The sequence below is a fragment of the Streptomyces sp. NPDC058289 genome (genome assembly GCF_042880975.1).
Lineage (GTDB): Bacteria > Actinomycetota > Actinomycetes > Streptomycetales > Streptomycetaceae > Streptomyces > Streptomyces stoeckheimensis.
The window spans coordinates 56,180-69,329 of sequence record NZ_JBHVYI010000005.1; the positions used below are offsets into that span (position 1 = coordinate 56,180).

The 13,150-nt window shown below is 69.8% G+C and carries 13 protein-coding genes; 10 read left to right on the top strand and 3 right to left on the bottom strand.

The genetic code is table 11. The annotated features are described in order from the left end of the window. Window positions 1–62 precede the first annotated feature (62 nt). The 10 genes from ACFVX6_RS03730 (at window position 63) to ACFVX6_RS03775 (ending at window position 11,474) form a co-directional block, all read left to right on the top strand. Window positions 63–890 carry a TetR family transcriptional regulator gene (locus tag ACFVX6_RS03730; protein ID WP_389687581.1) on the top strand — a complete coding sequence of 276 codons (828 nt, stop codon included), beginning with the start codon at window positions 63–65 and terminating at the stop codon, window positions 888–890. A gap of 438 nt (window positions 891–1,328) precedes the next feature. Beyond that, window positions 1,329–2,666 carry a crotonyl-CoA carboxylase/reductase gene (ccrA, locus tag ACFVX6_RS03735; RefSeq protein ID WP_389687583.1) on the top strand — a complete coding sequence of 446 codons (1,338 nt, stop codon included), beginning with the start codon at window positions 1,329–1,331 and terminating at the stop codon, window positions 2,664–2,666. Window positions 2,667–2,698: 32 nt separating this feature from the next. Further along, on the top strand, window positions 2,699–4,795 hold the full coding sequence (locus ACFVX6_RS03740) for a protein meaA (RefSeq protein ID WP_389687585.1): 2,097 nt from the start codon (window positions 2,699–2,701) through the stop codon (window positions 4,793–4,795). After that, complete coding sequence (locus ACFVX6_RS03745; protein WP_250740413.1) at window positions 4,792–5,766, top strand: CoA ester lyase; 975 nt, start codon at window positions 4,792–4,794, stop codon at window positions 5,764–5,766. Before ACFVX6_RS03740 ends, ACFVX6_RS03745 begins: the two co-directional genes overlap by 4 nt. A 5-nt stretch (window positions 5,767–5,771) precedes the next feature. Further along, on the top strand, window positions 5,772–6,284 hold the full coding sequence (locus ACFVX6_RS03750; protein WP_053681718.1) for a MaoC family dehydratase: 513 nt from the start codon (window positions 5,772–5,774) through the stop codon (window positions 6,282–6,284). Window positions 6,285–6,288: 4 nt separating this feature from the next. Next, the gene (locus ACFVX6_RS03755; protein WP_250740414.1) at window positions 6,289–7,494 is read left to right on the top strand and encodes an acyl-CoA dehydrogenase family protein; all 1,206 of its coding nucleotides are present in this window, start codon (window positions 6,289–6,291) and stop codon (window positions 7,492–7,494) included. Between the two features lie 185 nt (window positions 7,495–7,679). Then, the gene (locus ACFVX6_RS03760) at window positions 7,680–8,336 is read left to right on the top strand and encodes a phosphatidylserine decarboxylase (protein ID WP_250740415.1); all 657 of its coding nucleotides are present in this window, start codon (window positions 7,680–7,682) and stop codon (window positions 8,334–8,336) included. Between the two features lie 82 nt (window positions 8,337–8,418). After that, complete coding sequence (pssA, locus tag ACFVX6_RS03765) at window positions 8,419–9,201, top strand: CDP-diacylglycerol--serine O-phosphatidyltransferase (RefSeq protein WP_389687748.1); 783 nt, start codon at window positions 8,419–8,421, stop codon at window positions 9,199–9,201. A 237-nt stretch (window positions 9,202–9,438) separates the two neighbouring features. After that, window positions 9,439–10,932 (top strand): AlkA N-terminal domain-containing protein, encoded by a 1,494-nt coding sequence (locus ACFVX6_RS03770; protein WP_389687588.1) that lies wholly within the window; start codon window positions 9,439–9,441, stop codon window positions 10,930–10,932. Window positions 10,933–10,961: 29 nt separating this feature from the next. Beyond that, window positions 10,962–11,474 (top strand): methylated-DNA--[protein]-cysteine S-methyltransferase, encoded by a 513-nt coding sequence (locus tag ACFVX6_RS03775; protein ID WP_389687590.1) that lies wholly within the window; start codon window positions 10,962–10,964, stop codon window positions 11,472–11,474. 21 nt (window positions 11,475–11,495) lie between these two features. Here the strand turns inward: ACFVX6_RS03775 and ACFVX6_RS03780 are convergent, their stop codons facing one another. Genes ACFVX6_RS03780 through ACFVX6_RS03790 form a run of 3 tightly spaced genes read right to left on the bottom strand, consistent with a single transcriptional unit; the run spans window position 11,496 to window position 13,127 of the window. Further along, complete coding sequence (locus ACFVX6_RS03780) at window positions 11,496–12,143, bottom strand: CatB-related O-acetyltransferase (RefSeq protein ID WP_389687592.1); 648 nt, start codon at window positions 12,141–12,143, stop codon at window positions 11,496–11,498. Between the two features lie 2 nt (window positions 12,144–12,145). After that, window positions 12,146–12,574, bottom strand: a complete 429-nt coding sequence (locus ACFVX6_RS03785) for a hypothetical protein (RefSeq protein ID WP_389687594.1) — start codon at window positions 12,572–12,574, stop codon at window positions 12,146–12,148. Window positions 12,575–12,626: 52 nt separating this feature from the next. Beyond that, window positions 12,627–13,127 carry an NUDIX domain-containing protein gene (locus ACFVX6_RS03790; RefSeq protein WP_389687596.1) on the bottom strand — a complete coding sequence of 167 codons (501 nt, stop codon included), beginning with the start codon at window positions 13,125–13,127 and terminating at the stop codon, window positions 12,627–12,629. Between the last annotated feature and the right edge of the window lie 23 nt (window positions 13,128–13,150).

Genomic DNA, 13,150 nt, shown 5'->3' on the forward strand with positions numbered 1-13,150 from the left:
ATCCCATCCCGTCCCACCCCCCTCGGGAGCGCTCTCCCGCTCGAATGAAGTACTTTCGCTCTATGTCCCAGCCCGCCAAGACCTCACCCCGCGCCACCGCGGCCTCCGACGCCCCGGAGACCCCGGCCGGTACCAAGGCGGCCGCGCAGCGGCTCAAGATGCGCCGCGAGCTCGCCGCGGCCGCCATGGAGCTCTTCGCGAACAAGGGGTACGAGGCCACGACGGTCGACGAGATCGCCTCGGTGGCCGGGGTCGCGCGCAGGACCTTCTTCCGGCACTTCCGGTCCAAGGAAGAGGCGATCTTCCCGGACCACGACGACACCCTGACCCGCGCCGAGGCCGTCCTCGACGTGGCCCCGGCGCACGAGCACCCGCTCGACACCGTGTGCCGCGGGATCAAGGAAGTCATGAAGATGTACGCCGCCTCGCCGGCGGTGTCGGTCGAGCGCTACCGGCTCACCCGCGAGGTGCCGGCGCTGCGGGAGCGGGAGATCGCCTCGGTCGCCCGCTACGAGCGGCTGTTCACCCGCTACCTGCTGGCCCATTTCGACGAGACCGACCACCACGACGGCAACGACGACCCGCTGCTGGCGGAGGTCGCCGCCTCGGCGGTGGTCACGGCCCACAACCACGTGCTGCGGCGCTGGCTGCGGGCGGGCGGGCAGGGCGACGTGGAGGCGCAGCTCGACCACGCCTTCTCGATCGTGCGCAAGACCTTCGGTTCCGGGATCGGCGCGGGGCGCACGTTGAGCACGGCGCCGGAGCCGGCGCCCGCCGCCGCCCCGGCCTCGGTGCGCACGCAGGGCGAGGTACTGGTCGCGGTGGCCCGTACGGATGCCCCGCTGGACGAGGTCATGCGGACCATCGAAGAGGCGCTCAGAAACAAGTAGGCGACACATCCAGGCGACACACGTCACAGCGGCCGCTCCCGTTCCGGGGGCGGCCGCTTTCGTTTGTCCGAGTTGCCCCTACTCGCGGGTAACTCTGATCGATCATCGCTCATCCGTGCAGGTCAATCGGCAAATGAGAGAAAGTTTTGGCACGCGGTGCCTTGCTGAGTGACACGGGGTGCCATACGTTGAATCTCGTCCGGATGTCCCCGCGATCCAGCCCACTCGGCACGGAACGCGCCCCGGATGCCTGCGTCACCAGGCCTCCCGCACCGCCCCACCACAGGCAACGCGCAGCTCCACCCCAGCCGAATCGACGGCGCCCCAACGCATCGCTCCACGCTCATCGCTCCACCCCCACCGCTTCGCCGCACAGCAGCTCAACGCACCCCGTTTCCCTCAGCGCACCCTCATCAGCGCACGGCCGGAGGCAACACCGTGAAGGACATCCTGGACGCGATCCAGTCGCAGGCCGCGACGGCCGCCGACTTCGCTGCCCTGCCGCTCCCCGACTCGTACCGCGCGATCACCGTGCACAAGGACGAGACGGAGATGTTCGCCGGGCTCACCACCCGCGAGAAGGACCCCCGCAAGTCCCTGCACCTCGACGAGGTCCCGCTCCCCGAGCTGGGCCCGGGCGAGGCCCTGGTCGCCGTCATGGCCTCCTCGGTCAACTACAACTCCGTGTGGACCTCGATCTTCGAGCCGGTGTCCACCTTCAGCTTCCTGGAGCGCTACGGGCGCCTCTCGGAGCTCACCAAGCGCCACGACCTGCCGTACCACATCATCGGCTCCGACCTCGCGGGCGTCGTCCTGCGCACCGGTCCCGGCGTGAACGCCTGGAAGCCGGGCGACGAGGTCGTCGCGCACTGCCTCTCGGTCGAGCTGGAGTCCTCCGACGGCCACAACGACACGATGCTCGACCCCGAGCAGCGCATCTGGGGCTTCGAGACCAACTTCGGCGGCCTGGCGGAGATCGCGCTGGTCAAGTCGAACCAGCTGATGCCCAAGCCCGACCACCTCAGCTGGGAGGAGGCCGCCTCCCCCGGCCTGGTCAACTCCACCGCCTACCGCCAGCTGGTCTCCCGCAACGGCGCCGGCATGAAGCAGGGCGACAACGTCCTGATCTGGGGTGCCAGCGGCGGACTCGGCTCGTACGCCACCCAGTTCGCACTGGCCGGCGGCGCCAACCCGATCTGCGTGGTCTCCTCCCCGGAGAAGGCCGACATCTGCCGGGCGATGGGCGCGACGGCGGTCATCGACCGCAACGCCGAGGGCTACAAGTTCTGGAAGGACGAGCACACCCAGGACCCGAAGGAGTGGAAGCGCTTCGGCAAGCGCATCCGTGAGCTCACCGGCGGCGAGGACATCGACATCGTCTTCGAGCACCCGGGCCGCGAGACCTTCGGCGCGAGCGTCTACGTCACCCGCAAGGGCGGCACCATCACCACCTGCGCCTCGACTTCGGGCTACATGCACGAGTACGACAACCGCTACCTGTGGATGTCCCTGAAGAAGATCATCGGCTCTCACTTCGCGAACTACCGCGAGGCCTGGGAGGCCAACCGCCTGATCTCGAAGGGCAAGATCCACCCCACCCTGTCGCGGGTCTACTCCCTCGAGGAGACCGGCCAGGCCGCCTACGACGTCCACCGCAACCTCCACCAGGGCAAGGTCGGCGTGCTGTGCCTGGCCCCCGAGGAGGGCCTCGGCGTCCGGGACCACGAGCTGCGCGCCACGCACCTCGACGCCATCAACCGCTTCCGCAACGTCTGAGACAGCCTCAAAGGCCAAAGGGACAGCCTGAGATGACAGAGCGCCAGAAGGACCGTCCGTGGCTCATGCGGACGTACGCCGGCCACTCCACGGCCGAGGCGTCCAACGAGCTGTACCGCCGCAACCTCGCCAAGGGCCAGACCGGCCTGTCGGTCGCGTTCGACCTGCCGACGCAGACCGGCTACGACCCCGACCACATCCTCGCCCGCGGCGAGGTCGGCCGGGTCGGGGTCCCGGTCTCCCATCTGGGCGACATGCGGCGGCTGTTCCAGGACATCCCCCTGGAACAGATGAACACCTCGATGACGATCAACGCCACCGCCATGTGGCTGCTGGCGCTCTACCAGGTGGCCGCCGAGGAGCAGGGCGCGGACATCGCCCAGCTCCAGGGCACCACCCAGAACGACATCGTCAAGGAGTACCTCTCGCGCGGGACGCACGTCTTCCCGCCCGGGCCCTCGCTCCGCCTGACGACGGACATGATCGCGTACACGGTCAACCACATCCCGAAGTGGAACCCGATCAACATCTGCAGCTACCACCTGCAGGAGGCCGGGGCCACTCCGGTCCAGGAGATCTCGTACGCGATGTCCACGGCCATCGCGGTCCTGGACTCGGTGCGCGACTCGGGCCAGGTCCCGCCGGAGCGGTTCGGCGAGGTCGTCGCCCGGATCTCCTTCTTCGTGAACGCGGGCGTCCGCTTCATCGAGGAGATGTGCAAGATGCGCGCCTTCGGCCGCATCTGGGACAAGGTCACCCGCGAGCGCTACGGCATCGAGAACGAGAAGCAGCGCCGCTTCCGCTACGGGGTCCAGGTCAACTCCCTCGGCCTGACCGAGGCGCAGCCGGAGAACAACGTCCAGCGCATCGTGCTGGAAATGCTCGCGGTCACCCTTTCCAAGGACGCCCGCGCCCGCGCCGTGCAGCTGCCGGCCTGGAACGAGGCCCTGGGCCTGCCCCGGCCCTGGGACCAGCAGTGGTCGCTGCGCATCCAGCAGGTCCTGGCCCACGAGAGCGACCTGCTGGAGTACGAGGACATCTTCGCCGGCTCGCACGTGATCGAGGCCAAGGTCGAGTCCCTGGTGGCCGAGTGCCTGGCCGAGATCGACCGGATCCAGGAGATGGGCGGCGCGATGGCGGCCGTCGAGTCCGGGTACCTCAAGGGCGAGCTGGTCTCCTCGCACGCCGCGCGGCGGGCCCGGATCGAGGACGGCCAGGACAAGATCGTCGGCGTCAACTGCTTCCAGCAGACCGAGGAGAACCCGCTCACCTCCGACCTGGACGGCGCCATCATGACGGTGGACGGGGCCCTGGAGGCGCAGACCGTCGAGCGCATCGGCCGCTGGAAGGCCGAGCGCCAGGAGTCCTCGGACCGGCAGGGCGGCGGCGACCCGTTCGTCTTCCCGACGGTCATGCAGGCCCTGGACCGGCTCAAGGATGCCGCCGCCGGGGACGAGAACCTGATGGAGGCCACCCTGGAGTGCGCCCGCGCCGGCGTCACCACCGGCGAGTGGTCGAGCGCGCTGCGCGAGGTGTTCGGAGAATTCCGGGCTCCGACCGGGGTCTCCTCGGCCCCGGTGGCCGTGACCGCCGAGGAGGGGACCCCCATGGCCCTCGTCCGCGCGAAGGTCTCCCGTACGGCCGAGGACCTCGGCTCCGGCCGGCTGCGCCTGCTGGTCGGCAAGCCCGGCCTGGACGGGCACTCCAACGGCGCCGAGCAGATCGCCGTACGGGCCCGCGACGCCGGCTTCGAGGTGGTCTACCAGGGCATCCGGCTGACCCCCGAGGAGATCTCCTCGGCGGCCCTGGCCGAGGACGTGCACTGCGTGGGACTGTCCATCCTGTCCGGCTCGCACAGCGCGCTCGTTCCGGACGTACTGGAACGCCTGCGGGCGGCGGGGGCGGGTGACATCCCCGTCGTGCTCGGCGGCATCATTCCGAATGCCGACGCCGTGGCGCTCAAGGAGGCCGGGGTGGCGGCGGTCTTCACCCCGAAGGACTTCGGCATCACGGAGATCATCGGCCGTATCGTCGACGAGATCCGCAAGGCCAACAAGCTCCACCCGCTCGGCGACGCCGACGACACCGCTATCACAGACATCACCGCAAGCACGGAGGTCCCCGCATGACCACGCCCTCTTCCCCGGTCAACCGGCTGCGGCCGCGCCGCTCCTGCCTCGCGGTGCCGGGTTCCAACCCCCGGTTCCTGGAGAAGGCCCAGGGCCTGCCGGCCGACCAGGTCTTCCTGGACCTGGAGGACGCCTGCGCCCCGCTCGCCAAGGAGGGCGCCCGCCACACGATCGTGGACGCGCTGAACAACGGCGACTGGACCGGCAAGACCCGCGTGGTGCGCGTCAACGACTGGACCACCCACTGGACGTACCGCGATGTGATCACGGTCGTCGAGGGCGCCGGTCAGAACCTCGACTGCATCATGCTGCCGAAGGTCCAGGACGCCCAGCAGGTCGTGGCCCTCGACCTCCTGCTGACGCAGATCGAGAAGACGATGGGCTTCGAGGTCGGCAAGATCGGCATCGAGGCGCAGATCGAGAACGCCAAGGGCCTGGTGAACGTCGACGAGATCGCCGGCGCCTCGCCGCGACTGGAGACCATCATCTTCGGGCCGGCCGACTTCATGGCCTCGATCAACATGAAGTCCCTGGTCGTGGGCATGCAGCCGCCCGGCTACGGCGCGGACGCGTACCACTACATCCTGATGCGGATCCTGATGGCGGCCCGCATGCACGACCTCCAGGCGATCGACGGCCCCTTCCTCCAGATCAAGAACGTCGACGGCTACCGCGAGGTCGCCGGGCGCGCGGCGGCCCTGGGCTTCGACGGCAAGTGGGTGCTGCACCCCGGCCAGGTCGACGCGGCCAACGAGGTCTTCTCCCCCTCCCAGGAGGACTACGACCACGCCGAGCTGATCCTCGACGCGTACGACTGGTGCACCTCCGAGGCCGGCGGCAAGAAGGGCTCGGCGATGCTCGGCGACGAGATGATCGACGAGGCCAGCCGCAAGATGGCGCTGGTCATCTCGGGCAAGGGCCGCGCGGCGGGTATGCAGCGCACGACCAAGTTCGAAATCCCGGAGGCCTGAGCACCATGCAGTTCGGACGCACCTACGAAGAGTTCGAGATCGGCGCGGTCTACAAGCACTGGCCCGGAAAGACGGTCACCGAGTACGACGACCACCTCTTCTGTCTGCTGACCATGAACCACCACCCGCTCCACATGGACAGCAACTACGCGGAGAACACGACCGACTTCGGCAAGAACGTCGTCGTGGGCAACTACATCTACTCGCTGCTGCTGGGCATGTCGGTGCCGGACGTCTCCGGCAAGGCCATCGCCAACCTGGAGATCGAGTCGCTGCGGCACGTGGCGCCGACCTTCCACGGCGACACGATCTACGGCGAGACCACGGTCCTCGACAAGACCCCGTCCAAGTCCAAGAACGACCGCGGCATCGTCTACGTGGAGACCAAGGGCTACAAGCAGGACGGCACCCTCGTCTGCGTCTTCCGGCGCAAGGTGATGGTCCCGACCGAGACGTACATCAAGGAGCGCGGCGGCGAGCAGCCCGGCCGCCCCACGCTGAAGGAACAGGGGAAGTAGAACCATGAGCCGACTTGCCCAGACCGCCGGCCTGACGGACGACCAGAGGGACATCCTCAAGACCGTCCGGGAGTTCGTCGACAAGGAGATCATCCCGGTCGCGACCGAGCTGGAGCACCGGGACGAGTACCCGCAGCAGATCGTCGACGGCCTCAAGGAACTCGGCCTCTTCGGCCTGATGATCCCGGAGGAGTACGGCGGCCTGGGTGAGTCGCTGCTCACCTACGCGCTGTGCGTCGAGGAGATCGCGCGCGGCTGGATGTCCGTCTCGGGCATCATCAACACGCACTTCATCGTGGCGTACATGCTCAAGCAGCACGGCACCCAGGAGCAGAAGGAGTACTTCCTTCCGCGGATGGCGCTGGGCGAGGTGCGCGGTGCGTTCTCGATGTCCGAGCCGGGGCTCGGCTCCGATGTGTCGGCCATCACCTCCAAGGCGGTGCAGGACGGCGACGAGTACGTCCTGAACGGCCAGAAGATGTGGCTGACGAACGGCGGCACGTCCACGCTGGTGGCCGTTCTGGTGCGCAGTGACGAAGGACACCCGGAGGGCACCGCGCCCCACAAGTCGATGACGACCTTCTTGATCGAGAAGGAGGCCGGCTTCGGCGAGGTGCGTCCCGGCCTGACCATCCCGGGCAAGATCGACAAGATGGGCTACAAGGGGGTCGACACCACCGAGCTCATCATGGACGGACTGCGCATTCCGGCCAATCGGGTCCTGGGCGGGGAGACCGGCCGAGGGTTTTACCAAATGATGGACGGGGTCGAGGTCGGCCGCGTCAATGTGGCGGCCCGTGGTTGCGGCGTCGCGCAGCGTGCGTTCGAGCTGGGTGTCTCATATGCCCAGCAACGTCACACTTTCGGCAAGGCCATCGCCGAGCACCAGGCGATCCAGTTCAAGCTGGCCGAGATGGCTACCAAGGTCGAAGCCGCCCATGCGATGATGGTCAATGCAGCACGCAAAAAGGACTCCGGGGAACGAAACGACCTCGAAGCAGGGATGGCGAAGTACCTCGCCTCCGAGTACTGCAAGGAGGTGGTGGAGGACGCGTTCCGTATCCACGGTGGCTACGGCTTCTCGAAGGAGTACGAGATCGAGCGTCTCTACCGAGAGGCACCCATGCTGCTCATCGGTGAAGGTACCGCCGAGATCCAGAAAATGATCATCGGGCGACGCCTGCTCGAGGAGTACCGGCTCCAGGGCTGAAAGTCCCTTTTGCGGTAAATCATCCAGTGGTTTTCCGCAAAAGAGTCACTAGCAGTCACTGGCTCACGGCCATCGACTCGGCTTCTGGCTTGCCCAGTTGTTGCGCGCAACCGATAGCATTCCAGTAAAGCCGCCGTCCCGTCCCCCCGTTTGCGGCGCGGCATCACCCGCTACGAAGGTCATCCATGCCCCACAGCCAAACCTCTGCACCTCGCGTCGGCCTCCTCGGTGGACGCCTCGCGCGCGGAGCATCGCCGTGGCTTCTGCCGACCGTCGCCACCGCCGCCCTCAGCCTCACCCGGGCCCGCAAGTCCGGGCGCTGGGCGGCAGTGGCCGTGCCCACCACCGCGCTCGCGGCGGGCATGCTGTGGTTCTTCCGCGACCCCGAGCGTGAGATCACGCAGGGCCGGGTCATCTCGCCCGCCGACGGTGTGGTGCAGAGCATCATGCCGTGGAAGGACGGGCGCACCCGCGTCGCGATCTTCATGAGCCCCCTGAACGTCCACGTCAACCGCGCGCCCCTCGCGGGCACGGTGACGTCCGTGGAGCACATCCCCGGTGGATTCGTTCCGGCGTTCAACAAGGAGAGCGAGAACAACGAGCGCGTCGTCTGGCACTTCGACACCGAACTCGGCGACATCGAGATGGTGCAGATCGCCGGCGCCGTCGCCCGTCGCATCGTCCCGTACCTGCCGGCCGGCACCAAGGTGGAGCAGGGCGAACGCATCGGTCTGATCCGCTTCGGCTCCCGCGTCGACATCTACCTCCCCGAGGGCGTCGAGGTCGCGGTCGAGGTCGGACAGGCCACCACCGCGGGGGTGACCCGAATTGACCGTGACTGAACCTGAAACTCCGGCGAACCTGTCGACGCCCGCTTCGGGCTGGGTTCCCGAGGCTGCCGAGGACGAGTCCACCGAGGACGACATGCCGCTGTCACTGCGGCTGTCGATAGCGGACACCCTGACCCTCGGCAACGCGACGTGCGGATTCATGGCGGTGTACTTCACCACCACCGGGATCCTCATCCCGCACCTCACCGGCAGCGGCGAGCTGGGCATGGCGCGCAGCAGCGCGGCCACGGCCGTGATACTGATGCTGCTCGCCGCGGTCTTCGACCTCTTCGACGGCATCGTGGCCCGCAAGCTGCGCAGCTCGCCGATGGGCGCGGAGCTGGACAACCTGTCCGACCTGATCAGCTTCGGGCTCGCCCCGGCGTACTTCGTGCTCGTCTACGGCATGGTCGCCGAGGACGCGGTGCAGAAGATGTCGGCGCTGGCGGCGATCGTCGTCCTGCTGGCCGTCGTCCTGCGCCTCGCGAGATTCAGCTGCGTGACGATGAAGGACGGCATGTTCCAGGGCATGCCGAGCCCCTTCGGTGCGCTCACGGTCGTCTCGATCGTGCTGCTGGAGCTGCCGTTCATCCCGACCCTGCTGGCGATCGTCGGCGTGGCCTGGTTGATGGTGAGCCGGGTCGAGTACCCCAAGCCGCGGGGTGTCCTCGCGGTGGCGATGCTCAGCTGGATCGTCGCGGCGATGGGCCTGCTGGCCGCGTGGGCGTTCGACGCGCCGGGCGGCGGGGTGCTGCTCCAGACCGGCTGCGCGCTGCAGATCGCTCTGGCGGCGACCATCCCGCTGTTCGCGACGACCCGTCGCGCGAACACGTTCCGCCACAACCGTCGCGAGGCGAGGGCCACCCAGGCCCCGTAGCCTCCGGCCGCACGCACGAAGGGCCCCCGACCGCCACCAGGCAGCCGGGGGCCCTTCCGCATGACCGGGCGGCCTACGCCGCTGCGGGGGCCCTACGCCGCTGCGCGGGCGGAGGTCCCCTACCCGCCCCGCGCAGCGGTGATCCGGCGCCGGGGCCGGGGGAGGGCGCGGCTCGCGCATAGGCTTGGTGTCGGAAAACCGCCAGCCCGGGGGGCGGTCTGCCCTGAGGATGGAGCCATGTACACCGACACGGAGCGTTGCGTACGGGCCGTCCAGTCGAAGGACGCACGGTTCGACGGCTGGTTCTTCACCGCCGTGAGGACCACCGGCATCTACTGCCGCCCCAGCTGCCCCGCCGTACCGCCCAAGGTCGAGAACATGACCTTCCTGCCCAGCGCCGCCGCCTGCCAGCAGAACGGGTACCGGGCCTGCAAGCGGTGCCGGCCCGACACCTCCCCGGGCTCCCCCGAGTGGAACGCCCGCGCCGACGCCGTCGCCCGCGCCATGCGCCTCATCCAGGACGGGGTGGTCGACCGTGAGGGCGTCCCGGGGCTGGCCACCCGGCTGGGGTACTCCGCCCGCCAGGTGGAGCGCCAGCTGGGCGCCGAGCTCGGCGCGGGGCCGCTCGCCCTGGCCAGGGCCCAGCGCGCGCAGACCGCCCGGCTGCTGATCGAAACCTCCGGGCTCCCGATGGGCGACATCGCCTTCGCCGCCGGGTTCTCCTCGATCCGGACCTTCAACGACACCGTCCGCGAGGTCTTCGCCCTGGCCCCGAGCGAGCTCCGGGCGCGGGCGGCCGGCCGGGGGACCGTCCCGGGCGGCGGACCCGGCCAGGTGCCGGGCACCATCAGCCTGCGGTTGCCCTTCCGTGCCCCGCTCACCCCGGACAACCTCTTCGGCCACCTCGCCGCGACCGCCGTCCCCGGGGTCGAGGAGTGGCGGGCGGGCGCCTACCGCCGCACGCTCCGGCTGCCGTACGGCACCGGCGTCGTCGCCCTCACCCCGCAGCCCGACCACATCGGCTGCCGGCTCGCCCTCACCGACCTGCGCGACCTCACCATCGCCATCAGCCGCTGCCGCCGGCTCCTGGACCTCGACGCGGACCCCGAGGCCGTGGACGAGCAGCTGCGCGCCGATCCGCTGCTGGCCCCGCTCGTGGCCAAGGCTCCCGGCCGCCGGGTGCCGCGCACCGTCGATGCGGAGGAGTTCGCCGTACGGGCGGTGCTCGGCCAGCAGGTGTCCACCGCTGCGGCCCGTACGCACGCGGCCCGCCTGGTACGCGCCCTCGGCGAGCCGGTGACCGACCCCGACCCCGAGGGCGGGCTGACCCACCTGTTCCCCACCTCGCAGGCACTGGCCGAGCTGGACCCGGAGTCCCTGGCCCTGCCGCGCAGCCGGCGGACCACCTTCACCACGCTCGTCTCGGCCCTCGCCGACGGCTCGCTCCCGCTCGGCATCGACAGCGACTGGGAGGCGGCCCGCGCCCGGCTGGGCGCACTGCCCGGCTTCGGGCCGTGGACCACCGAGATCATCGCGATGCGGGCCCTGGGCGACCCGGACGCCTTCATTCCGGCCGATCTGGGGATCCGCCGGGCGGCGAAGGGGCTCGGGCTGCCCTCCACGCCCGCGGCGCTGACGGCCCGCGCTGCGCACTGGCGGCCCTGGCGCGCGTACGCCGTGCAGTACCTGTGGGCCACCGAGGACCACGCGATCAACGTCCTGCCCGTCTGACCCCCCACCGACTTCCGAGGAGAGCCATCATGAGCAGCAGCACGAGCAGCACCCGCCAGCACACCGTCGTGGACAGCCCCTACGGGCCGCTCACCCTCGTCGCCGCCGACGGGGTCCTCTGCGGCCTCTACATGACCGGGCAGCGCCACCGTCCGGCCGAGGAGGCCTTCGGGGAGCGCGTCGCGGCCGGGGAGGCCCCCTTCCCGGAGGTCGTGCGGCAGCTGACCGCGTACTTCGCCGGGGAGCTCACCGAGTTCGACCTGCCGGTCCGGCTGGAGGGCACCGAGTTCCAGCGCAGCGTGTGGGAGCAGCTCGTACGGATCCCCTACGGGCAGACCTGGTCGTACGGGGAACTGGCCGCCAAGCTCGGCAAGCCGAACGCCTCGCGCGCGGTGGGGCTGGCCAACGGGAAGAACCCGGTCGGCATCATCGTGCCGTGCCACCGCGTGATCGGGGCGTCCGGCTCCATGACCGGCTACGGCGGCGGCATCGACCGCAAGGTGCGCCTGCTGACCTTCGAGTCCGGAGCCGAGCAGCTCTAGGAGCTCTAGGAGCTCTAGGACTCAGCCGACCGGCGGTGCGATCGCTTCGAGGTCGGCGACGGTGCCGGACATGACGGCACGAACGTGCCGGGTGAGGTGCTCCACCGGCCAGTCCCACCAGGCGAGGGCGAGCAGGCGGGCGATCTCCTCGTCGGTGTGGCGGGTGCGGATGAGGGTGGCCGGGTTGCCGCCGACGATCCCGTAGTCGGGGACGTCGTCCACGACCACGGCGCCGGCGGCGATGATCGCGCCGTGCCCGATGCGCACCCCGGGCATGACCATCGCGTTGTAGCCGAACCAGACGTCGTTGCCGACGACCGTGTCGCCCCGGCCGGGCAGGCCGGCGAGCAGGTCGAAGTGGTCGGCCCAGGACCCGCCCATGATGGGGAACGGGAACGTGGAGGGACCGTCCATGCGGTGGTTGGCGCCGTTCATGAGGAACCGGACCCCGGTGCCCAGCGCGCAGAACTTCCCGATGACCAGCTTCTCCGGCCCGTAGTGGTAGAGCACGTTGCGGGTCTCGAACGCGGTGGGGTCGTCCGGGTCGTCGTAGTAGGAGTACTCCCCCACCTCGATCAGCGGCGAGGTGACCAGCGGCTTCAGCAGGACCACGCGCGGCTGGTCGGGAAACGGGTGGAGCACCGTCGGGTCGGCGGGGAGGGAACTCACGGCTAGATGACCACCAGCGGGACCAGCAGTGCGAAGGCGGCGCCGGCCTCGACCGCGTAGGCGTACAGGGACGGGTGCTGGACGGGGGCCGCGAGCAGGACCACGCTCTGCTGGGCGGCGGCCGCCCCGACCCAGTCGGCGTCGGCGCCGAGGCCGCCCTGGTACCAGCCCTCGCAGGCGCCGGGGCCGGTGACGGCGAGGACGTCGTCCTCGCGGCGGTAGAAGGCTTGCCAGCCCTCGGCCGGCGCGGACCAGGCCTCGAAGTCGGTGAACTGGGCCCAACCGCCGTCGCGGATCGCGGTGTCGAACATCCAGACCGGCACCCCGTCGGGAGTGACCTCGCCGCTCTCCTGCTGGTCGGTGGTGAAGTGGACCATGGGCAGGGCGTCGGGCCCGTCGGCGGTGCTGGGCCAGGCGTACATCGTGATCATTTGCTGAATTCTGTCCTGCTCGGTGTAGGCACGGAATAACGAGCGGAAGGGGCTACGAGGCCTGCGACCTGCGGCCGTTCTCCAGCTCCACGGTGCCCTCGCCGGTGCGCAGGACCCGGCACGCCTCCATGGTGCGCAGGCCCAGGGATCCGAGCAGATGGTCCGTCAGCTCGGCCGGTTCCACCAGCCGCCACGAGATCAGCTCCTCTTCCTGGAGCTTGATGGACGCGAGCTGCTCGGCGTCGAGCACGCCGCCGTCGTAGAGGTACGCGACGAGCGGGGGCCGGCCCGCGCCGAGCGACCAGTCGACGGCGAGCAGCCGGCCGAGCGGCACGTCGATGCCGATCTCCTCGGCGCTCTCCCGGCGGGCGGCCGTGCGCGGGGACTCCCCCGTGTCCGACTCGATGGTGCCGCCCGGCAGCGCCCAGCCCTCCCGGTAATTGGGCTCGACGAGGAGCACCCGGCCCTCGGCGTCCCGGAAGAGGGCGGCCGCTCCGGCCAGCACCCGGGGCAGGCTCGAGATGTAGGTGGCGTAATCATCGGTGGTGGTCACGCCGCAACCCTACCCAGCCGCCC

Bases quoted from the DNA above. Each gene is read 5' to 3' on its own strand.
- pssA (WP_389687748.1), top strand. From the start codon at position 8,419: ATGCCGCTGTCACTGCGGCTGTCGATAGCGGACACCCTGACCCTCGGC.
- ACFVX6_RS03745 (WP_250740413.1), top strand. From the start codon at position 4,792: ATGACCACGCCCTCTTCCCCGGTCAACCGGCTGCGGCCGCGCCGCTCC.
- ACFVX6_RS03730 (WP_389687581.1), top strand. From the start codon at position 63: ATGTCCCAGCCCGCCAAGACCTCACCCCGCGCCACCGCGGCCTCCGAC.
- ACFVX6_RS03750 (WP_053681718.1), top strand. From the start codon at position 5,772: ATGCAGTTCGGACGCACCTACGAAGAGTTCGAGATCGGCGCGGTCTAC.
- ACFVX6_RS03775 (WP_389687590.1), top strand. From the start codon at position 10,962: ATGAGCAGCAGCACGAGCAGCACCCGCCAGCACACCGTCGTGGACAGC.
- ACFVX6_RS03770 (WP_389687588.1), top strand. From the start codon at position 9,439: ATGTACACCGACACGGAGCGTTGCGTACGGGCCGTCCAGTCGAAGGAC.
- ACFVX6_RS03740 (WP_389687585.1), top strand. From the start codon at position 2,699: ATGACAGAGCGCCAGAAGGACCGTCCGTGGCTCATGCGGACGTACGCC.
- ACFVX6_RS03760 (WP_250740415.1), top strand. From the start codon at position 7,680: ATGCCCCACAGCCAAACCTCTGCACCTCGCGTCGGCCTCCTCGGTGGA.
- ACFVX6_RS03785 (WP_389687594.1), bottom strand. From the start codon at position 12,574: ATGATCACGATGTACGCCTGGCCCAGCACCGCCGACGGGCCCGACGCC.
- ACFVX6_RS03755 (WP_250740414.1), top strand. From the start codon at position 6,289: ATGAGCCGACTTGCCCAGACCGCCGGCCTGACGGACGACCAGAGGGAC.